The sequence below is a fragment of the Roseburia sp. OM02-15 genome, assembly GCF_003481835.1.
Lineage (GTDB): Bacteria > Bacillota > Clostridia > Lachnospirales > Lachnospiraceae > Eubacterium_I > Eubacterium_I ramulus_A.
Window position 1 is genome coordinate 283 of sequence record NZ_QULX01000011.1, and the last position, 24,722, is coordinate 25,004.

Sequence of the window (24,722 nt, forward strand, 5' to 3'; positions counted from 1 at the left end):
TTTTGCAATTCATCTCCCACCTGTAGAGGAAGGAGAATTCTTGCTATAATTTGTTAAATCTCATCTGCATCCAACACCAACCGAATCGCCCAGATCGGCACCTCCGGGATGCTGTAGCCTTCCTGTACGAACACAAACGCCGTCTGATAATCCGGCATCCGCTCCGGGAAGGTTCCCTGTCCGTCCGTAAAATAGATCAGACCTTTCAGATCCTGAAATTCATGTCTTCGGATCAGCCCGTCCACATATTCAAACACCGGTCGGAAATCCGTGCCGCCAAAGCCGCACAGCTCCACATCTTCCATATATTTTTCAAATTCTTCGTCCGTGGTCACTTTCACATCACGCTGGATTTTCTCATCGCATTGAATGATATGAATATTGACCCGTTCAAAATAGCTCTCGCTGCTCTTTAAAATATTGTAAGTTTTCCGTAAAAACCGTTCCACCGTCTTGCCCTGACAGGAACCAGACGTATCAATGGCAATGACAAATTCCCGGATTCGCTTATTTTCCCGGTATTCCAACGGCTCCACCAGTGGCATATTTTTGTACATCTGCAATCCATAAGTATAGTAAATGTAGTCAAATTCATCATCATTGACATGCATTTCCTCGCCCAGAACCGCAAACTTCCGCAAAAACTCGCCGTAATCGTATTTTTCCCGCAACGCGGCATTCAGGTTCAGCAGCAGGCTTCCGGCGCCGTATCCCTGTTCGTGGGAAAACATTTCCAGATCTGTCTTGGCGTGCTGGCTCACATCCTGCCAGTCCCCCTGACGCTGTCCCACCAATGCTTCGTCAATATCTTCCTGCTCGCCTTCCTCGCCAGTATCCGCCTCATGGCAGCCCACCATGGCAGTTCTCGTATCTGTCGTAATACTGTCGTTTCTGCGCTCTCCGGCTTCATTTTCCTTCAACGGAATCCATTTCAGATGATCATCCCACATAAACTGCGGTTCTTCCCTGAAAAATTCTGCGCTCTCCTCCGGATTTTCATACAGCCAGCGGTAAATTTTCTCTGCGGTCAGAATCGGTACTTTCTGCGCCAAATGCGATAACGTCCGTTTCAGGGACGCATCCCGCTCCAGCTCCACACATTTCAGATTCAGATCCAGAATCGACTGCTCCACCGCCAGATCTGTCGCCAGATCCCAGCACTCCCGATCCAATTTTTCATACTGAAACGGATGACTGAAAATGCAGTGTAATATCATATGTAAAAATGCCCGGGTACAGGCATTTTTTTCTCTTTTAAATGCATGCAGCACATATTCCGGATTGTAATACATGGTCGCGCCATCCACGCCAAAAGCAGCGACACTGTCTGCGGCCACCAGTGGCATCCGAAATAAGGCTCTGTCAAGAAACCGCATGGAGATCATCAGCTCATCTCTGGCGTATTCCATGATCTTTGCTGCAAGTTCCTCTTCTGTCTTTTGTTTTTCCTGTTCCATTCACGTTCCTCATTCAGTGATTTTTTGTTACTGTCGGAAATTAGTGTATCACATCTTGTTTTCCGGGACAAGTAAACTGGCAGTAAGTTTTGCCTAAGTTTTATTTTAGTTCATCTGATAATTCTGTTTATATAAATTCTCTATAAAAAAGTAGTGAATGACAATAAATTTTTCTATCTCTCGCAGACTTCTTCCTCAATCCGCAAAAGTTCATTATATTTTGCCGTCCGTTCCCCTCTACATGGTGCACCAGTTTTGATCTGCCCGCAATTTAACGCTACAGCAATATCCGCGATCATCGGATCTTCCGTCTCGCCAGAGCGATGCGATACGATCGACTGATACCCATTTCGTTTTGCCAACACGATTGCCTCAAAACTCTCGGATAACGTACCGATCTGATTTACCTTGATCAGAATCGCATTGCCCGCTTTTTGTGCAATGCCTTGTTTTAACCGCTTCGGATTTGTCACAAATAAGTCATCTCCGACTAACTGTACCCGATCGCCGATCCGTTTGGTCATCTCACTCCATCCTTCCCAGTCATTCTCCTGTAAACCATCCTCAATAGATACGATCGGATATTTACTGATCAGTTTTTCATAATAAGAGATCATCTCTTCCGTTGTCCGATGCACAGACAGCGAAATCGTATCTGCCAGCATGCCTGCCATCTCCGCTTTTGGCAGTTTCTGTTCATCCGAATGCAGGATTTCCTGCGCAGAATTACTCTCGCACTGATTTCCTTTTGCCATCAACTCTGCCAGTTTCAACCGTGTTTCTCCCGGGAAATCATAAAGTCCGGAATCTTTATTGTACAATTCACTTGCTGCCACATCTAACGCAAAGGCAATCTGTCTGCCCGGCTCATAACCTGCTTCCTTCACCGCCCGCATCAGATAATCCAACACTTCCTCTGCATTTTTCAAATCCGGTGCAAAACCACCTTCATCCCCCACAGACGTCGTGTAACCATCTTTTTCCAAAATTGATTTTAACGTATGATAAATTTCCACGCACCAGCGCAGTCCATCCCGGAAAATAAAATTGCCCTCATCGTCCCGTGCGCCCACCGGCATGATCATAAACTCCTGAAAATCAACGGTATTGTCCGCGTGGCGCCCACCATTTAAAATATTCATCATCGGGACCGGCATACGAATCCCATACACACCGCCAAGATACCGAAACAGCGGCAGATTCAGCGCTTTGGCACAGGCTTTTGCACACGCCATAGAAACAGACAACGTCGCATTTGCCCCAAGATTGCATTTATTTTCCGTTCCATCCGTACAGTTTAAAATCTGATCGATCAAAACCTGATTCGTTGCATCTTTTCCAAGCAGCACCGCTTTGATCCGGTCGTTGACATTGACCACCGCCTGATGCACACCTTTTCCATGATACCGTCTCGAATCCGTATCCCGCAATTCCTTCGCCTCATGTTCCCCAGTGCTGGCGCCGGATGGGACACTTGCCCGCCCGGTAAAAATGTGATTTCCGTCCTTTACTTTTACTTCCGTCTCCACCGTTGGATTTCCCCGGGAATCCAGTATTTCTCTTGCATATACATCCACAATTTCCAGATAAACAGCCATAATTTTTCGTCTCCTTTCCAAAAATAAATCAGTTTTCTCCCTTACATTATCTGCTGTTTTTGGAATCCTTATACACACGATCAGAAATGGTCTTATTTACGCTCCAAATGTACAAAAACACTGCAATAACTTCTGAATATCAAAAGTTTCTACACTCAAATTCAAAAATTTTTATTTTCAACACTTTTTGCGCTGAAATGCATAAACTTTTCCAACAAAAAAGCATCAGGAAAATAATGTTTTGAATTACTTTTCCCGATGCTTCTCCGATGCAATTTTTCTAAATTTGGTAAAATTCGTTTTCTTCTGCGGTATATGTTCCATCATCCATGCGCGCCCGCACAAACGGCACTTCCGCTCTGTGATAAAAAACATTGTGGTGAATCCACGCATCCGGATTACCGGAAGGACTGATGGTTCCGCCTAGGTCATCCATGCTGACATTATAACGAAACTCATTATGAATAGCTTCTTCCAGACAGAACATCACACATCCGCCTTCGTTTAACCGGCTATAGTTATACTGATATAATGTTCCGTCACCGGAGTCCGCATCCCACGCCATACTATCCTGATTCAGCCGCATATCCCGCATCTCATTGTAGGTTAGTAACGCATCTTTGCTCTTCCATGGCCAGATACCTGCTGCAACTTTTCCACCACGATTTTCCGGTTCGCTATAATAACGGTCATTCATTTCCAGCGCACAACTGTCCCCGGAATTGTATTCCACCAACGGTTTCATGGTATACATCACCGTAACGCCATCGCCGCCGATTTCTTCCACATAATTATCCGCAATGTAAATATTGTGATGACCATATTTTTCAAATAATTCATCCGGCAGCTCTGCCATCATAAACTCTTTACACTTATAACTGTATCCAATAGCAATGCCCCAACGGCTTGTCCGTTTCAGATGGCAGCCACGTACACTGACATTTTCATAACGTGCCACACCCGTTTTTTCTTCCTCATCCGGCTTCAGACAGGTAAAATAAATACCACCGTTATTCATATGTTTATCGTAAACATTGCCTTCCACATCATGAATATACAGATTATTCAAATGAATTTCGTGCAACGTTCCACGGTTCTTGGCAATTCCTGCCACACCGGTGCGATTCATCTTGTGCGGAGCCGAATATGTTTCTCCAAATACACCACCACAGTTGGTTATCTCCAGATTTTCGACAGTCACATATTCACAATCATACAGCAGAACTGCAGAAGACACATATCCTTTGTATACATGCGTCGGTGCATCCAGTTGCGTTCCATAATCCTGATACCAGATACCCTGACCATTCGTCTGGATTAACGGTCTTTCGCCAGTTCCATATGCCCCAATATAAATTGGGTGCTCCTTTGTGCCCTGTACATCCAAATGCAAAAACTGACCTTCAAACACAGAACCACGCTCTAAAAGCACCTGATCACCCGGCTGCAAATCCAAACAATTTACCGCATACAAACTCTTTAACGGATGACTCTCTGTTCCGTCATTATTATCATCCCCATGAATTGCACTGACATAATAACAACGTCCACAAATCCCCATTCCTGTATTTTCTTTCAGGCGATTTTTATCTTCTCTCTGACGTTGTTCTGCCTGCATTTGATTCCAGATTACCTCAAACTCTGCCATCCACTGAGCTGCATTATCTGACTTTTCATCTGACACATCCTGTGTCGATATTTCATTTACGGTCGTTTCACTCAAATGCGCATTAGCCGCTACACTTTCTGTGAATTCTTGGTACTCCTGCATTTTTAGCCACTTTTCAATGATCAGATCCACTTCTTCATATGGAAACAGATCTCCATGATATCTGGTAAACAAATCCTGATTATTCTCGTAAAATGCCCGTTTCTCATCCTCTGTATAAACCTGGCATTTATGATTTCCAACACGATCACCTTTATACACCACAAAAGCCAGCTGAATACTCTTCCACTCATAATCCAGATACATTTCCGGTGTCAGATAGCGCGCACCGAAAGCCACTGTTCCGTTTTTCCATGCTTCTTCATTCTTCCATTCGGTCTCTGCACGCCGCTGATCCACAATCTGCTCAACTTCATCAATAAAACTATCTGTTCTTCCCGTTCCAAATGCTTCTGCCTGCTCGTTCATAAACGTGTTTTTCTGTTTCCATCTCTGGTAAAAACCATTCGGCGAACAATCCTCATATATCTTCAGCAATTTTGCAACCCGATAGGCCGCATAAACTTTCTGTCCATTTTCACATATTTTTCCCATTTTATTTCGCTTCTCCTGATCCTATAGCTCGCGCTACCCATTTATAATCCTATTCTGCTATGCAACTTATCAAAAGAGACATGCATCCCTCCTAATTTCAAGTCGAACGCACGTGAGACTTGGTGCGTGATTCTGGTCAGCGCAAGCTGACATCTTCTTTTCAGAATCACTGCACTCTACACTCCGTTCCGGTCGGCGCAAAACCATTGTCTCCCAGACAATGTGCGCCCTCGCGGAGCATTTATCTCAGTCGGAGATTGAACTCCCACTGAGAAATACTTGTTACTACTCACCACTTGCAGAAGTGGGAGTCTCAACTCAGACTGAGATGAATTAATTCCTGCTTATTGCTTTACATAATAAAAACAGATGACTTCCTTATTTTTTAAATTATCATCAATACTTAGAGCGAAATCGGGGAATCTTTCCTCGGCAAGCGATTGTTAGCTGACGAGGTAAGATTCCCCGATTTCATCAATAACCTAAATTAGTAAAATTAAGAAACCATATTTAGGAACCCATATTATTTTTTCAAGATAATAGTAGAGAACGGCTTCATTTCTCCGGTAACTTCACCAAAGAGCACCTCTGCCCCGTCAAGTTCCGGTGTAAACGCTGTCGGAACCTTATTAAAGTTCTGGATGAACACATATTCCACATTCTCACCCTGACGTGTGGACACTTCAATTCCTTCCGGAATATGCTGTTTCAACGGTTTCTCAACCCCAGCTTTTGCCACGATCTCAGCATACACATCATCATAGAATTTCTGCTCAGAATCTGCGCATACATAATACGCTTTTCCTTTACCGAACTCATTCACTGTCATAGCCGGTGTACCTGCATAGAAATCCTCACCATATACAAATAACGGCTCGGCAGTCTTAACATCTACCAGCTGGCACAGGTGCTCGCACTTGTAAGCCACATCGCCAACAACCGCTTTTACGGTATTGCTCTCACCGTCATACAGACCATCAATCTCTGTACTGCGCAGTCCCATAACATCCATCAGACCGCCCGGTGTACCACCAAGTACGCACAGATCATTCTCATCAACAACGCCACTCCAGTAAGTCAGAATAAATGTACCACCATTTTCTACAAATTTACGCACTTTATCTTCAAATCCTGCACGAAACATATACAACATTGGAGCAACCACGATCTTATAACCGTCAAGATCCTGAGTCATATCCGGCAGATCTACGTTCAGTCCCTGTTTACGGAACGCATAATAGGATTTTTCTACCGCTTCTTTATAGAACACACCTTTATTACGCGGTCCCTGTGCTTCTTCTACCGCCCAACGGTTCTCCCAGTCATAAATAACTGCCACATCTGCCTTTACATTGGAATGTTTCAGCTCATCGATCTGCTCCAAATCAGCACCAACCTCTTTACACTCCTGATAAGTACGCTCGTCTTCTTTTCCGTAATGGTCGATCAGGGCACCATGGAATTTTTCAAATCCACCGCGACCTTTTCTGATCTGGAAATACATGACGCTGTCAGATCCATGCGCTACCGCCTGCAAAGAAGCCGTCTCTAACATTCCCGGACGTTTTAATTTGCTGACAGACTGCCAGTTTGTCGGTCCCGGACAGGACTCCATCAGGATAAACGGCTCTTTCTTTAAGGTACGCATAATATCGTGCTGCATACCATTATCCATAGCAATCAGACGCTCCGGTCCTTTGTGCCACTGCGGATAGTTATCCCAGGATACCACATCCAGCACTTTTGCCATCTCATGATAATTAATCGTCGGGAAGTTATACATCAGGTTTGTGGTTGCCGGTTTTGTTCCGCCTGCATCACGCAGAGCCTGAATCTCAGCCTTACAGAAATCAACGCTCTGATGACTGACAAAACGTTTCCAATCCAGCACCAGTCCGTGAATGGACGTCTCTCCTAACGGTGTCGGGCTCTCAATCTGGTCAAAATTCTGATAATCATGACTCCAGAATGCAGTATTCCATTTGCGGTTTACTTCTTTGATATCATTGTTATACCGTTTTTTTAACCAGCTACGGAATGCGCTCTGGCATAACGGGCAATGGCACTCTCCACCATACTCATTGGAAATATGCCACATCAGCACACCCGGATGATGGTCAAAATGCTCTGCCAGTTTCATATTGATCTGGCGTACTTTTTGACGGTAGATCGGAGATGTATAGCAATGATTGTGACGCTGTCCAAAAATATTTCTCTGACGCATTTCATTTACACGTAACACTTCCGGATAACGGTCTGCAAGCCAGTGCGGACGTGCGCCGGACGGAGTTGCCAGGAATACACTGATTCCGTTTTCATACAGACGATTGATGATTTCTTCCATCCAGTCAAAATCATACACACCCTCCTGCGGCTCCAATTTTGCCCATGCAAAAATGCCAAGAGAAACCGTATTTACATGTGCCTTCTTCATCAGACGGATGTCTTCTTCCAGAATGTTCGGATACTCTAACCACTGATCCGGATTGTAATCTCCACCATAAACTAAACGATCAAATTTAACGCCCATGTCTGTAATTCCTTTCTGTTTATTCATTTTATTAAAACCCAAAAACACATTTCCGATAATTGTCGGTTTTAAAAACCCCACGGCGAAACCACCGTGGGGCTGCATAAAATTGCATTATTATATTTTGATTATTTAACGGCACCTGTGATACCTTCTGCAAACTGTTTCTGAAGTACGAAGAAGATTACCAGTGTCGGGATGGAGCAGAATAATACACCCATCATGATCATACCATAATCAATCTTGTAACCACCAGTCATGTTTGCGATCAACATAACCATGTTCAGAGATTTGCCATCTGTCATACAAACCTTCGGCCACAGATATGCATTCCATGCATTCATGAACGTAATAACGGCTGCTGCTGCATATGTAGATTTCATAACCGGCATATACATCTGGAAGAAAATCTTAATCTCGCTTAAGCCATCAATACGTGCTGCCTCAACGATATCTACCGGGAATGCTCGTGAGTTTTGTCTAAACATCATGATCATAAACGGTGTCGAGATCATCGGCAGGAAGAAAGCAAGTACTGTATTCAGTAAGCCTGCTTTACTGAACATACGGAACAGAGGGATCATAGTTGCGACCTGCGGAATCATCATTGCAAGAAGCAGAACAGAGAATAGTTTGTCTTTCCATTTATCATGATATACCTCAAATCCGTAACCTGCAAGAGAGCAGATAAACAGACAGATAACAGTAACTGTAATTGCATATACAAATGAATTTTTCATTGCCAGACCCAGTGGCTGCTGAGAGATCAGGTTTCTGAAGTTTTCAGCTGCATAAGTACCAAATGTCAGTTTTCCTTTTGATACATCAACATAGTTATTTGTTGCTGCCATGATCATCCAGTAAAATGGAAATACGGAGATCAGGGATACAATTGCAAGGAAAATATAGGTAGGGATCAGTCGACGCTGAATCATAGATTTATTTTTCTTCTTAGTCACGTGTATCACCTACTTTCATATTGATAAATGCAAGGATTGCCACAAGTACAAATACAAAGAATGACATTGCTGCGCCATATCCAAAGTTCGGTGAACGTAAGAATACGGTATTGTAAATATGATGTGACATTGTAATAGTTGCATTTGCAGGTCCGCCGTGTGTCAGGTTGACTGACTCGTCGAACAACTGTAATGTACCGTTAATTGACATGATAAATGTCATAATAATTGTCGGTTTTAACAGTGGTACGGTAATACTCCAGAAAGTCTTCCATCCGTTGGCACCATCGATTTTGGCTGCCTCATATACGGAGTACTCAATATTCTGCAAGCCGGCCAGATAGAATACCATATTGTAACCTGTCCATCTCCATACCAAAGCGATGATAATTACGATCTTAGCACTTATGGCATTTCCAAGGAAATTATATCCCTGATCCAAGATGCCTAAACCTACTAATACATTGTTTACAAATCCGTCCTGAGCGAACAGGAAACGGAAGATCAAAGCGTAAGAAACCAGAGATGTTGCACATGGTAAGAATACACATGTACGGAAGAAACCTCTCAGTTTCAGATCTCTGTTGTTCAGAAGCTGTGCAAGTAAAATAGCAAGCACAAGCATGATCGGTACCTGAATTGCCAGGTAGATGAACGTATTTCCTACAGAACGTAAAAATACTTTATCCTGGAACATACGCACATAGTTTGAAAATCCGGAAAGATGCATATTCGCTCCTTTACCAGTCTGTAAGGAAAGAATAAATGCCTTTACCATCGGGAAAAAGCTCATAATTGCAATCATAGCTGATGCAGGGATCAGGAATGCCCATCCTGCCGCTTTCTGTTTTGCAACCAAGGTCATGCCTTTTTTCTTAGGTTCCACCTCAAAACCCCCTTCGCAAATAATATTCGGGGAACTGCCAGGCAGTCCCCCGCATATTTAAAAAACTACATTGTAATCATTCAACAAACAGGAATTACTCACCCATTGTGAACTCTACTTCTGCCTGAGCATCAGCGATAGCCTGATCAACATCAGCACCGTTCATGATGTTCTGAATCTGTGTACCGATTGCATTACGTCCATCATAGTAGTATGGGCTTGTGTTATTTGTAGGTGTCTTTAATGAGAAATCTACAATTTTAGCGAAGATCGGCTGGTTGTTCCAGAATTCCTGTGGCTCCTGGTAAGCTGCTGAATCAGCTGCCGGTGCATATGTACCGATTGCTCCAGTTGTCGGAAGGATGTTCTCATAAAACTGTACGCTACCGGCAAATGTGCTCTTTAAGAAGTCAATTGCCAGATCCTGGTTCTTGCAGTTTGATGTAATATACCAAGAAGAACCACCGTTGTTAGAGTAGTTAGTTGCGTTTGGTGTCTCAATTAATTTAGGCATATTTGTGATAGCCCATTTACCAGATGTATCTTTCATACCCATGATTGTAGCTGAGATCCAGTTACCATTGATAACACCTGCAACCTGCCCAGTTGTGATAGAGGATACATAATCATCCCAGTTGTTTACTTCGTAGTAAACGCCTTCTTCTACCAGCTTCTGATAAATGCTGATGCACTCTTTTAATGCTGCGTTATCTGTCATAGCCGGTTTTCCGTCTTTATCAAAGAGAGAAGCACCTGCGGACTGAAGCATCTCCATGACCATATCCGGAGAGTCAGCCTGTCCTGATAACATATATTTACCGGTTTTCGCTTTAACGTCTTTAGCGATCTCGATGAATCTGTTCCAATCAATGTCTGTTAAATCATCAACTGTGTATCCAGCCTGCTCAAGATAATCTGTTCTGTATGCGCCGATTACAGCACCATTATCAAACGGAACGCCGTAGTTCTTTCCATCTACTGTAGAGTAAGAAAGTTTACCAGCTGCGAACTGTGAAAAATCGATTCCAGAATCTGTTAAATCAACGAATGCTTCCGGATAAATGGAAACGAATTTCTGATAAGAGTTATCCTGCATTAAGCAGATATCCGGTAATGTGCTAAGATCTCCAGACTCAGCTGCTGTGATCAGTTTTGTCTCACAGTCATCAGATAATGTCTCAACTACTTTGAGTTCGAAATCCGGATGATCAGCTTTGTAAACATTTGCAGCTTCCTCGATTGCCGGAATGTTGAATGCTGGATCCCATGTCCAAACTGTTAATGTGTTGCCACCCTCGCTTGCTCCGCTTTCTTCTGTTGCGGATGTGCCACCTTTTGCTGCGTTGCCGTCGCTGCTACCGCCATTGCTTCCGCATGCTGCCATGGAAGCTACCATAGCACCAATGAGCATAAGTGAAATTACTTTCTTTTTCATGTTTTCTCCTCCTCATGAAATTAAATTCTGATGCATTAAAATCATTTGTATATTTTATTCAAATATCATTTTATCTCCTGCATCAAGATGTACATATTATACTATACCCCTCTTAACTATTGTTCGCATTTTTTTCTACAATATATGCATATTCAATCATTCGCCGTCAACTTGCACATTTTTTCGCATTTTCAACTATCTTTTTTTACTTTTTTCGCATTTGATCCGCGTTTTCGTTTATTTTTTAACACATTTTCGTCTTTTTCACGAAGATTTTCCCTGCTTTTTTCGACAGTTTGCCCGTATCTGTTCTTTTTCTGGTTTTATTTTCCAAAACATTGCTTTGTTTTGTTTTAAAACAACAGAAAACATCTGTTGTTATGAATCAAATAAAACAAATGTCCCTTTAAGTCAAACTATTATCACATATTTTTATGCAAAGATCTCAAAACAGTAACTTTTCCTTTGACAAAAAAATGCCAGAACACGGCAGAACCGCATCATGGCATATCTTTTGTCTTATTTTATTTTTGTACTACCAGCCTTTTTCGATCAGAATATTAAAATCTGCCAGACGTATCTCAAAATTTTCCGGTGATTTCTTCCACTGGTAAGGAGAAGTTCCCACGATCCGTTTAAAATTACGGTTAAACGTAGAGGTCGTCGTAAATCCCACTTTTACGGCAATCTCCTCCATGGAATATCCTGTCTTGCGGATCATGTCACAGGCTTTCTTTACCCGCACCTGATTCAGATAATCCACCGGTGTCATACCGATATTTTCCTCAAACAGTCTGCGGAAATGAGATTCACTCATATGGCAGACGGATGCGATCTCAGCAATCTTCATCGGCATTGCATAGTGATCCCTGATATGTTCCAGCGCCGGGCGCACCTGATCAAAACCGTTTTTCTGGCGAAGTCCTTCCGGTGCATTGCCTACATTGGAGTTCATTCTGGCGATCATCATCATGAGAGCCAGACCCAGTCCGCGGGTACTCTCCCTGTAAAACTCCTGCTTACGGCTCATCTCGCTCATGATCGCACAGATAATATTTTTCATATTCGGGATATCTTCTTCCCGTCCTAAAAAGGCTTTTCTATTGATATTTTCCAGAATTTTCTGCTGCTGTAAGATATCATCTGCATAAACAACAGCAAAAATCTTCTCCGGATCTACAAACAGATACTCCCAGCAGTTATCTGTCCCGATATCCGGTATGGTATTGTGCGGATAATTTGCCGGTATGATACTGATCATTCCGGATTCGTAACGAACCACATCATCTTCCAGACGCATCGTTCCGTGTCCACGACGGCAGACGCCGATCTCCATCAGATTATGAAAATGGAGCAGATCGGATTCCGTCTGATATTTATTCTGCCAGTTCTGGTTCTGCAATGCGATCAGAAACTCATTTTGCGGAATATCATAATAACGCAATTCCATTTTGCCCTTTATTTTTTTCATTGTAAATACACCTTCTGTGGGTAAACTCGTTTGATTGCTTCCAGCATACTGCTGTTTAAATCAAGCAGCAGTTTGATTTTTTCTTTGTCCTCATATGTGATCATCGTATAATATGGGATATTATCGTCATAAGAGGTGTAGTCAAATTTTTTCAGTTTTTCTGTACCGCCGTCTTTTCTGTACTTTGCAACAGACTCATGCCAGTTCGGTGCAATCACCTCAAGGTCTTTGAGTGCCAGCGTATGTGCCGTCTTGCGACGACGTTTTCCCCGGATCACATCAATAGTCAGGATTCCATTTTCCATCGCATACTCATACTCTGTATCTGCATTGATGGAGAACACATAATATAATGCCGCAAATAAGAAAGCCGGCATCATAAGTCCTGTGTCAAATATAATTGCAAGAATTACCAGTACCACGGCCAATACGACCATGGTAACTGATAATGGTTTTGCAAAACGCTTTGATTTCCGCTTTACCTGCTGCGTAATCTTATAGTCGTTCATTCAGTCTAAAGTTCCTTTCAGTCAGCATATCCGTTCGGATTCTGGCTCTGCCATCTCCAGGAATCAGCACACATATCCTCAATGCCGTACTGAGCCTCCCAGCCAAGCTCTTTTTTCGCTTTTGCCGGATCACAGTAGCACATAGCGATATCGCCCGGGCGGCGCGGTTTAATGGCATAATTAATCGCATGACCGCATGCTTTCTCAAATGCATGAACTACCTGGAGTACACTGTATCCGTGTCCTGTTCCAAGGTTGTAGATAGATACGCCGTCTTTGTCAGCCAGTTTCTCAACTGCTTTTACGTGTCCAACTGCCAGATCTACTACGTGGATGTAATCGCGTACACCTGTTCCATCCGGTGTGTCATAATCATCACCGAATACACCAAGACACTCTAATTTACCGATGGCAACCTGAGCTACATATGGAAGCAGGTTGTTTGGAATGCCTTTCGGATCTTCGCCGATCATGCCGCTCTTGTGTGCTCCGATCGGGTTGAAGTAACGAAGTAATACAACGTTCCACTCCGGATCAGAAGTATGAATGTCTGTCAGAATCTGCTCTAACATGCTCTTTGTCCAGCCATATGGGTTGGTGCAGGTTCCTTTCGGGCATTCCTCTGTGATCGGGATCATTGCCGGATCACCGTATACTGTTGCGGAAGAGCTGAAGATAATGTTCTTGCAGCCATGGTTACGCATAACGTCTGTCAGCACCAGTGTTCCGCCGATATTATTCTGATAATACTCGATTGGTTTTGCAACGGACTCACCGACTGCTTTCAAACCAGCGAAGTGAATAACAGCATCAAATGTATTTTCATCAAAAATTTTATTCATGGCATCTCTGTCAAGAATATCTGCTTCGTAGAATTTCAGTGTTTTTCCGGTAATCTCCTGTACGCGGTCCAGGGCTTTCACACTGGAATTGTACAGATTATCTACTACAGTTACTTCATAGCCTGCGTTTAACAGTTCCACACATGTATGGCTGCCGATATATCCGGCGCCTCCGGTTACTAAAATATGCATATCTTTACCTCCTAAATTCATGCAAGTCAGATTTCTTCCTTTCACACCACTCTACTTTTATCCATAGGGAGAGTGCGAAACATACGCTTTCTGTTAAAAAGCATGCAAATCCGACCATTTTTGAACAGTTACCATTTTATAAAACTGAAACAAATCTGTCAAATGCTTTTCTTCCTTCTTCGGTGCATTTGTATACACCGGCATCTTCCAGAACTTTTACAAATACTTTTCCGATTTCCTGCTGCAGAATTTCTTCCACATTCTCTTTTGTAAATGTATACCGGTCACGGAAAGAATCTACCCAGTCTGCATGTTTCTCGATGGTCTCATTGGAACGGATGTCCTTGCCTTCCAGAATATACTCAGCCAGTACGTCCATCTCATTTTTCAGACGTGCAGGTAATACTGCCAGTCCCATAACCTCGATCAGACCGATGTTCTCTTTTTTGATGTGATGCAGTTCTGCATGCGGATGATATACGCCAAGCGGGCATTCCTCTGTGGTGATATTGTTACGCAGTGCCAGATCCAGTTCGTATTTGCCGTCACGCATACGTGCAATCGGTGTGATGGTATTATGTGGTTCGCCGTCTGTCTCTGCAAAAATAAATGCTTCCTCATCGGTGTATCCACGCCATGCTTTTAAAATATGATCTGCCAGTTCTACCAGTCTCTCATCGTCGTTGCTTCTGATACGGATGACAGATAACGGCCAGTGTACGATTCCGGCTTCCACATCCTCAAAACCAGGGATTGTGATTGTTTTCTCAAACTCTGCTTTTTCCATGGCAAAGGTATAATGTCCGCCCTGGAAATGATCATGGCTTAAGATAGAACCGCCAACGATCGGCAGGTCTGCGTTGGATCCCAGGAAATAGTGTGGAAACTGTTTTACAAAATCGAACAGTTTACGGAACGTTGCACGTTCAATCTTCATTGGTGTGTGCTCGCCGTTAAATACGATGCAGTGCTCGTTATAATATACATACGGAGAATACTGGAAACCCCAGTTTCCACCGTTGATGGTAATCGGAATGATACGATGATTCTGACGCGCCGGATGATTCAGGCGGCCTGCGTAACCTTCATTTTCCACACAGAGCTGGCATTTCGGGTAAGCAGACTGTTTTGCCAGTTTCGCTGCCGCGATGGCTTTTGGGTCTTTCTCCGGTTTACTTAAGTTGATGGTAATATCGATCTCACCATACTCAGACGGCACTTTCCAGCGACGGTCTTTCGCAATACGATCCTTGCGGATGTAGTTGGTTGCCACGCTGAAGTTATAGTAATCATCGGTCGCTTTCTTCGGATCTTCTGCATAATCCTCACGGAATTTTGCAATGACCTGAGCCGGACGCGGAGTCAGACAGTTCATCAGCTTTGTATCAAACAGATCTCTGGATACCACACCGCCGTCTTCTAACACGCCACTCTCCAAAGCCTCATCCAGCAGGTGGTTTAAGGTATCTGCCAGCTCAATCTCTGTGCCGACTTCTTCGGCTGTCGGTGCCTCATAATCATCTTTTTTCATTACCTCAAGAATCTGGTTCGTGCTGTAAATCCGCTCCTCCTCCGGGATCAGACCGGACTCCAATCCGTACTGTACCAGTCTTGCTACATATAAATCAGACATTTCGTATGCTCCTCCTCATGATACATGTTCCAATATCTGCTGTTCCTCAACTCAGATATTTTTATATTTCTCTGCTATTTAACCAGATATTTTTCCATGCAATATTACTTCTGTCTGTTTTTGCAACAATCCAGAATCCTATTGATTCTGAGCCGCTGCATGTTATTACCTTATTACTCTAAAACTCTTCCGCCGTCGCCGATCTCTACTACATAGAAATCTGCCGCATAACCGATTTTTTCCAGATATGCTTTTCCAACGTTCTCGATAAATTTATCGACGCAGTCTGTTTTTACAATACTTACGGTACAACCACCGAAGCCTGCACCTGTCATACGGGAACCGATGACACCTTCCTGCTCCCATGCGTTCTCAACCAGTGTATCAAGCTCGATACCGGTTACTTCGTAATCGTCACGCAGAGATACGTGAGAAGCGTTCATCAGTTTTCCGAACTCTTCCAGATTTCCTGCTTTCAGTGCATCTACTGCTTTTAGGGTACGCTGATTCTCGTAAACGGCATGTTTTGCACGGCGCTGACGTACTTCGCTCTTAATCAGGTCTTTGTTTGACTCAAATTCTTCCTCAGAAAGTTCTCCAAGTGCTTTGATGTCCAGTTTTGTCTGAAGTTCTGCCAGAGCCTCCTCGCACTCTGCACGGCGCTCATTGTATTTGGAATCACCAAGACCACGTTTTTTATTGCTGCATGCAATTACGATTTTTTCATTTGCCAGTTTGATCGGTGCATATGTATAGGAAAGATCACTGGTATCCAGGAAGATCGCCTGATCTTTTTTACCCATTGCAATTGCGAACTGATCCATGATACCGCAGTTAACACCGTTGAAGTTGTTCTCGGAATACTGTCCGAATAATGCGATGTCGATCATGGAAATATCATCGTATCCAAAGAGGTCACGCAAAGCCACACCGGTTACAACCTCTACAGAAGCAGAAGAAGAAAGTCCGGAACCGTTCGGAATATTTCCGAATAACAGCATATCAAAACCGTAATCTACCGGGTAACCTTTCTCAATAAAAGCCCATACAACGCCCAGTGGATAGTTGGTCCAGTCCAGAGCTTTATCGTATTTCAGATTGTCAAGGCTTGCCTCGATCACACCAAGACTCTCAAAGTTTGTAGAATAAAAACGGAAGTTACGGTCTTCACGTTTTCTTACAATTGCATAAGTACCGATGGTCAGTGCACATGGAAATACATGTCCGCCATTGTAATCGGTATGCTCACCGATCAGGTTTACTCTGCCCGGTGCAAAATAGCTGCGGATATCGCCTTCACTGCCAAATTTTTCTTTGAACTCTTTTAATAACTGCTCTTTCATCGAACTCCTCCATCTATTTCATTTTTCCTGTTATTACCAGGCAGATACTGCTTCTTCGTTTGCACCGATTTTTGTCTCAGTACACGCAAACTCATTTCTCTGCCGTTGATAGTTTCATTGTACTTTCTTTCTTACGAAATTCCTATATGGAAATGTGTGCAAAATATGTAAAAATGTTGTTTTTTTCTTTTTTCTATGCTAACCTATTTTTATTCTGGAGGTATGAAAAATGAGTGATTTTTACAAGGATTCTTATAAAATACGCAAATATGAACTTTTTTCCCTGTCCGTCTGTAATGTTGGGCATCAAAAATGTGACCGAAATCATCACTGGGGACCTGGAAGCAAAGACCATTACCTGATCCACCACATTTTAACTGGCAAAGGGTACTACCACTGCAACGGGAAACTCTACACTTTAAAAGCCGGTGACTCCTTTTTGATCTATCCAAATCATGAAGTCTGGTACTATGCGGATAAGGAAGACCCCTGGGAATATTCCTGGATCGGGTTCACCGGAAACGATGCCCCCTCCATCCTGAAGGCAACCCGCTTCACCCCGTCTTTTCCGGTGACTTACAACAATATCCACAGCGGGGAGATCAATCAGCGCATGAACCAGATCTACAATGCCCGTGGAAATGACTTTATCAATTCCGTGGAAATGGCAGGCTACCTGTACATGCTTCTTGCTATTTATATGCGTGAGGCAGAAAAAAAGAACAAGCTGAGTCGAAAAGAAAGTTACGTGATCAAAAGCATTGAATATATCTCCTCAAACTATGGTTCCCCCATCACAGTTGATGATATGGCGGCTTATGTAGGTTTGAGTCGAAGCTACCTGTGCCGGGCATTTCAGGCAGTTCTTGGGAAATCACCCAAAGAATATTTAAGCGAATACCGGATCAAGCAGGCATGTTATCTGCTGACACACAACAATATGTCCATGATGGATATTGCTGAATCCGTCGGTTTTGACAATAGTCTGTATTTTTCCCGCGTATTTCATAAACAGATGGGTATGCCACCCACAGAATATGCCCGGAAAAATCGTGCAGACTGAGTTTCCAGCAAAATACGCATAAAAGAGCCGTACAGACTGAACTTGCCAGATTCTGTAATTGTTCACACACTATAAAATTGATGTTTTCTGCATAGTTTGAAATATTTTACTCATAATCTAGTTTGGCAATACTCCTGTATTTTGTAAAAAGACCTTATCTCCTTTAAAGTGGAGAAAAAAGGAGATAACTATGTTCGGAGATCAGATAAAAGCACTTCGACAGGCTGCCAAGCTCAATCAGGTACAGCTTGCCGAAAAATTAAACGTGTCAAAACAAAGCGTCAGTAACTGGGAAAACAATAACATCATGCCATCCATCGACATGTTAAGACGGATCTGTGAAGTTCTCTCCTGTTCTGCCGATTATCTGTTGGAATTGCAGGATGATCAGAAAATTTATATCGAATCCACTGGTCTGACGTTGGAACAGAAAGCGCATATCCAGCAGATTGTGAATGATTTGAAAATTTTGAATGAGCGCCGGTAAAATGTTGCCGACAACGTGAAAACTTCAGGTTTTGGGAACTTTTAGTTTTGGGACTGTGTAAAAGGGAAGAGGATATTTTGTCTTGCTAGCTAACAATCGCTTCGCAAGAAAAAATATCCTCTTCCCTTTATTTCAGTTACATCACCTAGATTTTATTCACCTCAGTCTGAGTTGAGACTCCCACTTCTGCAAGTGGTGAGTAGTAACAAGTATTTCTCAGTGGGAGTTCAATCTCCGACTGAGATAAATGCTCCGCGAGGATGTGCAGTGATTCTGAAAAGAAGATGTCAGCTTGCGCTGACCAGAATCACGCACCAAGTCTCACGTGCGTTCGACTTGAACACAGAATTTAAACGTTGATTTCAGCGGTCATTCCAAGAATTTCTTTGTTTGCATCCAGAACCGGATTTACATGATTTTTCAGGAAGTTATCTACCTGCAGCGGAGCACGTCCCACATACTTGGACGGATCCATATTTGCCTGCAGTTCTTCCAGTGTCAGACCAAAGCTCTCATCTGCTGCGATGAGCTCCAGCAGGTTGTTATCCAGACCATTCTGTTTTACATTTGCACCTGCCTGCATGGAAAGCTGACGGATCTTCTCATGAAGTTCCTGACGGTCTCCGCCTTTCTTTACGGCATCCATCATGATGTTCTCTGTTGCCATGAACGGCAGCTCGCTCATCAGATGTTTTGTGATTACTTTGTCATATACAACCAGTCCGTCTACGACGTTCAGGCACAGATCCAGTACGCCATCAATAGCAAGGAATCCTTCTGCTACACTCAGACGTTTGTTTGCAGAATCATCCAGTGTACGCTCAAACCACTGTGTTGCGGATGTGATCGCCGGGTTTAATGCGTCGATCATCACATATCTGGAAATAGAAGCAATACGCTCACTTCTCATCGGATTTCTCTTGTATGCCATTGCGGATGATCCGATCTGATTTTTCTCAAATGGCTCTTCTACTTCTTTCAGATGCTGAAGCAGACGGATATCGTTTGACATTTTATGTGCGCTTGCAGCGATTCCTGCAACGACATTTAATACTCTTGTATCTACTTTTCGGGAATAAGTCTGTCCGGATACCGGATAGCACTCTTTGAATCCCATTTTTGCAGCGATCATCGGATCAATCTTGTCAATGGTCTCCTGATCTCCGTCAAACAACTCTAAGAAACTTGCCTGTGTACCAGTCGTTCCTTTGGAACCAAGTAATTTCAGAGAACCAAGCACATAATCAAGGTCTTCCAGATCCATCAGGAATTCCTGTGTCCACAGTGTGGCACGTTTTCCAACCGTTGTCGGCTGAGCTGGCTGAAAATGTGTAAATGCCAGTGTCGGCAGATTTTTATAGCGGTCTGCAAATTTTGCAAGCTCTGCGATTACGTTGATCAGTTTTTTACGAACTAATTTCAGAGCCTCAGACATCAGAATGATATCTGTGTTGTCACCAACGTAGCAGGAGGTTGCGCCAAGGTGAATGATACCTTTTGCTTTCGGGCACTGTACACCGTATGCGTATACATGAGACATAACGTCATGACGCACCAGTTTTTCACGCTCTTTTGCGACTTCAAAGTTAATGTCATCTTTGTGTGCTTTCAGCTCGTCGATCTGCTCCTGTGTAATGTCCAAACCAAGCTCTTTCTCAGTCTCAGCAAGGGCGATCCAGAGACGTCTCCAGGTACGGAATTTCATCTCCGGTGAAAAAATATACTGCATTTCTTTGCTTGCATAACGCTCGGAAAGTGGACTTGTATATCTGTCTGTACTCATATTTTTTTCTCCTTTACAAAAGCAAAACTGTAGCAAACGGAACAACGGTCTTCAGTCATTCCAATTTGCTCCAGTTTCTGTATACATGCTTATATTATAATAGTATGTTTTATGCTTCTAATGCAAGTTTTTTTACTCAAAATAACAAACGTCTCAAATTGAAAATGTTTGCTGTTTATCGCTCATACTCGCCACGAATATCTTCAGTTGGCGGAGCTAACGGGTATGTTCCTGTGAAACATCCCTCACAGATCGGCAGACCGTTTACCATCTCTTTCAGGCGCTCGATGCGCAGATAACCAAGGGAATCTGCTCCGATGAGATCACGGATATCCTCAATGGAACGGTTATAGGCAATCAGCTGCTCTCTGGCAGGAATATCGGTTCCGAAATAACATGGCCATAAGAATGGCGGTGCACTGATGCGCACATGTACTTCTTTTGCACCTGCTTCTTTCAGCATATTTACGATCAGTCCGGATGTGGTTCCACGCACGATGGAATCGTCGATCATAATGATTCGTTTTCCGGCAACTGCCTCTTTTACTACATTTAATTTTACGCGGACACTCTGCTCACGGCTGCTCTGTTTCGGCTTGATGAACGTACGTCCCACGTAGCTGTTTTTGACAAATGCGGTACCATATGGAATACCGGATTCCATTGCATAACCAAGTGCTGCGGCATTTCCGGATTCCGGAACACCGACAACCAGATCTGCTTCTACCGGTGAATCCTGTGCAAGGAATCTGCCGGCTTTGATTCTGGCATCGTAAACGCTGATACCGTCAAAGTGACTGTCTGCTCTTGCGAAATAAATGTACTCAAAAATACACCTTCCTTCTTTGCACGGATCAATGGCATTTGTCATATCAGAAAAAATTTCTCCCTCACCATTGATCGTAACGACTTCTCCCGGTTTTACATCACGTACGAACTCTGCACCGATAGTCTCAAGAGCACAAGTCTCGGATGTAATAATATAAGAATTATCGCGTTTACCAATACATAATGGCTTAAACCCAAACGGATCACGGGCGCCGATCAGTTTTCGCGGGCTCATGACAACGATGGAATATGCACCTTTCATTTTTGCAGCGGCGCGCTGTACGGCCTCCTCAACGGTGCCGACTTTCAGACGCTCTCTCGCGATATGGTATGCGATAACCTCAGAGTCAATGGTGGTCTGGAAGATCGCACCTGTATACTCCAGATCGTGACGCAGTTCATTGGCATTGATCAGGTTTCCGTTGTGTGCCAGCGCCAGTGTACCTTTGACATAGTTCAGTACCAGCGGCTGCGCATTTTCTCTGGTGGAAGCTCCGGCAGTAGAATAACGCACATGTCCTACGCCGATGTCACCTTTCAGACGCTCCAGATTTTCTGCGTTAAACACCTCATTTACAAGCCCCATATCCTTGAAACTGGATACTTTTCCCTTCGGTCCCTGTGTCTCGCTGACCGCGATACCGCAGCTCTCCTGTCCACGGTGCTGCAGGGCGAACAGTCCATAATAAATGCTAGATGCCACATCATGTCCGTCTAAATCATAGATACCAAAGACACCACACTCCTCATGTAATTCGTCCTGTGCCATGGTCTGTTCCATTTTGTTTTCCAGCATGAATCTTTTCCCTCCAACTTACACAGTTTTATGCTTCGAATTTCTTTCCAGTCAGCACTTCATATGCCTCTTTGTATTTATCCACTGTTTTTTCGATTACTTCATCCGGAAGCAGATAATCGCTGTCCGGGTTTGCTTTTAACCAGTCTCTTACAAACTGTTTGTCATAAGATGGCTGTCCTTTGCCTGCCTCGTATCCCTCTAATGGCCAGAAACGGGAGCTGTCCGGTGTCAGCATCTCATCACCAAGGATGACATTTCCGTTCTCATCCAGGCCAAACTCAAATTTTGTATCTGCGATGATGATACCTTTGCTTAATGCGTACTCTGCACATTTTTTGTAAAGTGCAATGGTGTAGTCACGCAGTTTCTCCGCATACTCCTGTCCTTTGCCCGGATAGATTTTCTCCAGATTGATGACTGTCTGCTCAAAGCTTACGTTCTCATCATGATCACCGATCTCAGCTTTTGTGGATGGTGTGTAGATCGGCTCAGGAAGTTTCTCGGACTCTTTTAATCCTTCCGGAAGCTTGATGCCGCAGACAGTACCGTTCTCGCAGTAGCTTGCCCAGCCGCTTCCTGTAATATATCCACGTACAATACATTCTACCGGAAGCATCTCAAGTTTCTTACATTTCATGCTGTTTCCATCAAATCTCTCATTCTGGAAAAACTCCGGCATATCTTTTACATCAGTAGAAATCATATGGTTCGGTAAAATATCTTTTGTAAAATCGAACCAGAACTCTGACATTTTTGTCAGAATAGTACCTTTTTTCTCAACTTTATTTTTTAAAATTACATCAAAAGCAGAAATTCTGTCTGTGGCGGTAATGATCAGGCTGTCACCAATATCATAAACCTCACGTACTTTTCCTTCTTTCACCGGTTTGAATGTCTGAATACTCATAGCGATTGATTCCCCTTTTCTCTGTATTGTACTTATTTAGTTTCTGTATGTCCTGCAAAACATTTTATCCATAAATAGATTTTCCAAATAAAACGGAACACATTTATAAATAAAACTTTCGCAATGTAATTTAAGTATAATACATTCGAAAAACATTCGTCAATCGACAATGACCGCAGATTGGAAAAGTGAGTGTAGAAAATCCAGCTCTATTTATAAGTATTTTTGTATATTTTTTCTTGCTAATTAGTTATACTTATATATAGTTTTCGCTCTGCTTCTATGTACTACTCTCTTACACTGCGTTGATAGATGATTGCTGCAAATATAGCTGTCAATGCTTCTGCCACCCAGAAAGCATGCCATACACCAACTGCTCCCCAGAACCGGCTGAAAATAAATGCCAGCGGAATGATCAGCACCACATATCTGGATAACGAAATCAACAAGGACGGTACGCCTTTTCCCAGTCCTTCCAACGCACCGCATCCAGTAACAGATACTGCGGAAACCACAAATCCAAAGCAGATAATGTGTAATGCCGTGATACCCACCTGAACAGTCTCCGGATTTTCCGCAAATGCTCCCATTAGTTTTCCCGGGATTGTCAGGCACAGAATCATACCAACTGCCATAATGCAGACGTTCATGATCAGTGTCAGTCGATAAAGCTGATTCACACGCTTATGCTCTCCGGCTCCGTAATTGTAGCCAATCAGCGGACGCATACCCTGAATGATTCCGTTCGCCGGCATGTATAAAAAGGTCTGCAATTTGTAATAAATACCAAGCACCAGCACATAGGTCTGAGAAAATACTGCCAAAATCGCATTTAATGCCGTGGTCAGCACGGAAGTCAGCGCCATATTTAAAATAGCAGGCACACCAATGCCGTATAACTGTGTCACAACCGGTTTTGTCAGATGTATATATTCCCGACGGAATGCGACTCTCTTTGGTTTTTTCACATACACAATCAGATAAATCACCACTGGCACACACTGTCCTACTCCGGTTGCCAGCGCTGCTCCCGCAATACCAAGTTGCGGGAACGATCCGATGCCAAAAATGATCATCGGATCCAGTAAAATATTCAATCCACAGCCGATCAGCAGACATACCATGGTAATATTCATATTTCCGATCGCCTGATACATTTTTTCCAAGGTCAGATTTACCGTGATAATAATGGAAAACGAAAATGCGATGGTCGCGTAACGCACACCAAGCGCAATCACATTTGCGTCTGTGGTAAATAATTTCAAAAAGTATGGAATTCCAACGATGCACAAAATCATCATAATAATTCCATGAATGACCGATAGCACCATACCCTGTGTCAGCGCCTCGTCTGCTTTGTCCCTTCTTCCTGCACCAAGATGCTGGGCGATCATGGCATTGATTCCGACACCAAAACCAATGGCTACTGCATTGATAAAGTTCTGGATTGGAAACACCAGTGAAAGTGCCGTCATAGCATTCTCACTGATCTTTGCCACAAAATAACTGTCTACAATGTTGTAAAGCGAATTTACCGCCATGGAGATGACCATCGGAAGGGACATCGATAGCAACAGCGGAAAAATCGGTTTTTCCTTCATAAATGTCTCGTTCAATTACTTATACTCCTCCTATCACAAAGCTGGTATTGCCTTGTTACTTATATTTATTCATATCTGTTCAAGAATGCTCCGGCATTCTTGAACTTATCTGTCTGAACCGTACCCATTTAAATCA

Annotated in this window: 18 protein-coding genes; 2 read left to right on the forward strand and 16 right to left on the reverse strand. The window is 43.3% G+C overall.

Annotated elements, in window-relative coordinates; all coding sequences use genetic code 11:
• Positions 1-53 precede the first annotated feature (53 nt).
• The 12 genes from DXB15_RS10890 to DXB15_RS10945 form a co-directional block, all read right to left on the reverse strand.
• Positions 54-1,457, reverse strand: coding sequence for a vWA domain-containing protein (locus DXB15_RS10890; protein ID WP_118702978.1), 1,404 nt, complete (start codon positions 1,455-1,457; stop codon positions 54-56).
• Positions 1,458-1,630: 173 nt separating this feature from the next.
• Positions 1,631-3,055 carry a phosphopyruvate hydratase gene (gene eno / locus DXB15_RS10895; protein ID WP_118702979.1) on the reverse strand — a complete coding sequence of 475 codons (1,425 nt, stop codon included), beginning with the start codon at positions 3,053-3,055 and terminating at the stop codon, positions 1,631-1,633.
• A gap of 280 nt (positions 3,056-3,335) precedes the next feature.
• Complete coding sequence (locus DXB15_RS17300) at positions 3,336-5,318, reverse strand: hypothetical protein (protein ID WP_243115639.1); 1,983 nt, start codon at positions 5,316-5,318, stop codon at positions 3,336-3,338.
• Positions 5,319-5,841: 523 nt separating this feature from the next.
• Positions 5,842-7,875: a beta-galactosidase gene (locus DXB15_RS10905; protein WP_243115640.1), complete on the reverse strand. Its 2,034-nt coding sequence runs from the start codon at positions 7,873-7,875 to the stop codon at positions 5,842-5,844.
• A gap of 101 nt (positions 7,876-7,976) precedes the next feature.
• Positions 7,977-8,783, reverse strand: coding sequence for a carbohydrate ABC transporter permease (locus DXB15_RS10910; RefSeq protein ID WP_118702980.1), 807 nt, complete (start codon positions 8,781-8,783; stop codon positions 7,977-7,979).
• 16 nt (positions 8,784-8,799) lie between these two features.
• Positions 8,800-9,693: a carbohydrate ABC transporter permease gene (locus tag DXB15_RS10915; RefSeq protein ID WP_109215695.1), complete on the reverse strand. Its 894-nt coding sequence runs from the start codon at positions 9,691-9,693 to the stop codon at positions 8,800-8,802.
• A gap of 94 nt (positions 9,694-9,787) precedes the next feature.
• Positions 9,788-11,128, reverse strand: coding sequence for an ABC transporter substrate-binding protein (locus DXB15_RS10920; RefSeq protein ID WP_118702981.1), 1,341 nt, complete (start codon positions 11,126-11,128; stop codon positions 9,788-9,790).
• A gap of 535 nt (positions 11,129-11,663) precedes the next feature.
• Complete coding sequence (locus DXB15_RS10925) at positions 11,664-12,599, reverse strand: AraC family transcriptional regulator (protein WP_118702982.1); 936 nt, start codon at positions 12,597-12,599, stop codon at positions 11,664-11,666.
• Entirely contained in the window at positions 12,596-13,108 is a 513-nt protein-coding gene (locus DXB15_RS10930; RefSeq protein WP_109215692.1) for a hypothetical protein, read from the reverse strand. Before DXB15_RS10930 ends, DXB15_RS10925 begins: the two co-directional genes overlap by 4 nt.
• Before the next feature lie 17 nt (positions 13,109-13,125).
• Positions 13,126-14,142 carry a UDP-glucose 4-epimerase GalE gene (gene galE / locus DXB15_RS10935; protein ID WP_109215691.1) on the reverse strand — a complete coding sequence of 339 codons (1,017 nt, stop codon included), beginning with the start codon at positions 14,140-14,142 and terminating at the stop codon, positions 13,126-13,128.
• A 136-nt stretch (positions 14,143-14,278) separates the two neighbouring features.
• Positions 14,279-15,775 carry a UDP-glucose--hexose-1-phosphate uridylyltransferase gene (gene galT / locus DXB15_RS10940; protein ID WP_118702983.1) on the reverse strand — a complete coding sequence of 499 codons (1,497 nt, stop codon included), beginning with the start codon at positions 15,773-15,775 and terminating at the stop codon, positions 14,279-14,281.
• Between the two features lie 173 nt (positions 15,776-15,948).
• Positions 15,949-17,118: a galactokinase gene (locus tag DXB15_RS10945; protein ID WP_109215689.1), complete on the reverse strand. Its 1,170-nt coding sequence runs from the start codon at positions 17,116-17,118 to the stop codon at positions 15,949-15,951.
• Positions 17,119-17,347: 229 nt separating this feature from the next.
• Between DXB15_RS10945 and DXB15_RS10950 the strand changes: the two genes are divergently transcribed.
• Positions 17,348-18,181 (forward strand): AraC family transcriptional regulator, encoded by an 834-nt coding sequence (locus DXB15_RS10950; RefSeq protein WP_109215688.1) that lies wholly within the window; start codon positions 17,348-17,350, stop codon positions 18,179-18,181.
• Positions 18,182-18,371: 190 nt separating this feature from the next.
• Positions 18,372-18,668: a helix-turn-helix domain-containing protein gene (locus DXB15_RS10955; protein ID WP_109215687.1), complete on the forward strand. Its 297-nt coding sequence runs from the start codon at positions 18,372-18,374 to the stop codon at positions 18,666-18,668.
• Positions 18,669-19,017: 349 nt separating this feature from the next.
• On the opposite strand, the gene purB is transcribed toward DXB15_RS10955, so the two are convergent.
• The 4 genes from purB to DXB15_RS10975 all read right to left on the reverse strand — a co-directional run bounded on the left by purB (position 19,018) and on the right by DXB15_RS10975 (position 24,601).
• Complete coding sequence (purB, locus tag DXB15_RS10960; protein WP_109215686.1) at positions 19,018-20,451, reverse strand: adenylosuccinate lyase; 1,434 nt, start codon at positions 20,449-20,451, stop codon at positions 19,018-19,020.
• Positions 20,452-20,626: 175 nt separating this feature from the next.
• Entirely contained in the window at positions 20,627-22,075 is a 1,449-nt protein-coding gene (gene purF / locus DXB15_RS10965) for an amidophosphoribosyltransferase (RefSeq protein WP_118702984.1), read from the reverse strand.
• Between the two features lie 28 nt (positions 22,076-22,103).
• On the reverse strand, positions 22,104-22,985 hold the full coding sequence (locus DXB15_RS10970) for a phosphoribosylaminoimidazolesuccinocarboxamide synthase (RefSeq protein WP_109215684.1): 882 nt from the start codon (positions 22,983-22,985) through the stop codon (positions 22,104-22,106).
• Positions 22,986-23,272: 287 nt separating this feature from the next.
• The gene (locus tag DXB15_RS10975) at positions 23,273-24,601 is read right to left on the reverse strand and encodes an MATE family efflux transporter (protein WP_118702985.1); all 1,329 of its coding nucleotides are present in this window, start codon (positions 24,599-24,601) and stop codon (positions 23,273-23,275) included.
• Between the last annotated feature and the right edge of the window lie 121 nt (positions 24,602-24,722).

What these genes read in the sequence shown, in the direction of transcription:
- purF (WP_118702984.1), bottom strand. Translation starts at nt 22,075, where the DNA reads ATGCTGGAAAACAAAATGGAACAGACCATGGCACAGGACGAATTACAT.
- DXB15_RS10945 (WP_109215689.1), bottom strand. Translation starts at nt 17,118, where the DNA reads ATGAAAGAGCAGTTATTAAAAGAGTTCAAAGAAAAATTTGGCAGTGAA.
- purB (WP_109215686.1), bottom strand. Translation starts at nt 20,451, where the DNA reads ATGAGTACAGACAGATATACAAGTCCACTTTCCGAGCGTTATGCAAGC.
- DXB15_RS10920 (WP_118702981.1), bottom strand. Translation starts at nt 11,128, where the DNA reads ATGAAAAAGAAAGTAATTTCACTTATGCTCATTGGTGCTATGGTAGCT.
- DXB15_RS10930 (WP_109215692.1), bottom strand. Translation starts at nt 13,108, where the DNA reads ATGAACGACTATAAGATTACGCAGCAGGTAAAGCGGAAATCAAAGCGT.
- DXB15_RS10905 (WP_243115640.1), bottom strand. Translation starts at nt 7,875, where the DNA reads ATGAATAAACAGAAAGGAATTACAGACATGGGCGTTAAATTTGATCGT.
- DXB15_RS10950 (WP_109215688.1), top strand. Translation starts at nt 17,348, where the DNA reads ATGAGTGATTTTTACAAGGATTCTTATAAAATACGCAAATATGAACTT.
- DXB15_RS10925 (WP_118702982.1), bottom strand. Translation starts at nt 12,599, where the DNA reads ATGAAAAAAATAAAGGGCAAAATGGAATTGCGTTATTATGATATTCCG.
- DXB15_RS17300 (WP_243115639.1), bottom strand. Translation starts at nt 5,318, where the DNA reads ATGGGAAAAATATGTGAAAATGGACAGAAAGTTTATGCGGCCTATCGG.
- DXB15_RS10970 (WP_109215684.1), bottom strand. Translation starts at nt 22,985, where the DNA reads ATGAGTATTCAGACATTCAAACCGGTGAAAGAAGGAAAAGTACGTGAG.
- DXB15_RS10955 (WP_109215687.1), top strand. Translation starts at nt 18,372, where the DNA reads ATGTTCGGAGATCAGATAAAAGCACTTCGACAGGCTGCCAAGCTCAAT.
- galT (WP_118702983.1), bottom strand. Translation starts at nt 15,775, where the DNA reads ATGTCTGATTTATATGTAGCAAGACTGGTACAGTACGGATTGGAGTCC.
- DXB15_RS10910 (WP_118702980.1), bottom strand. Translation starts at nt 8,783, where the DNA reads ATGATTCAGCGTCGACTGATCCCTACCTATATTTTCCTTGCAATTGTA.
- eno (WP_118702979.1), bottom strand. Translation starts at nt 3,055, where the DNA reads ATGGCTGTTTATCTGGAAATTGTGGATGTATATGCAAGAGAAATACTG.
- DXB15_RS10890 (WP_118702978.1), bottom strand. Translation starts at nt 1,457, where the DNA reads ATGGAACAGGAAAAACAAAAGACAGAAGAGGAACTTGCAGCAAAGATC.
- galE (WP_109215691.1), bottom strand. Translation starts at nt 14,142, where the DNA reads ATGCATATTTTAGTAACCGGAGGCGCCGGATATATCGGCAGCCATACA.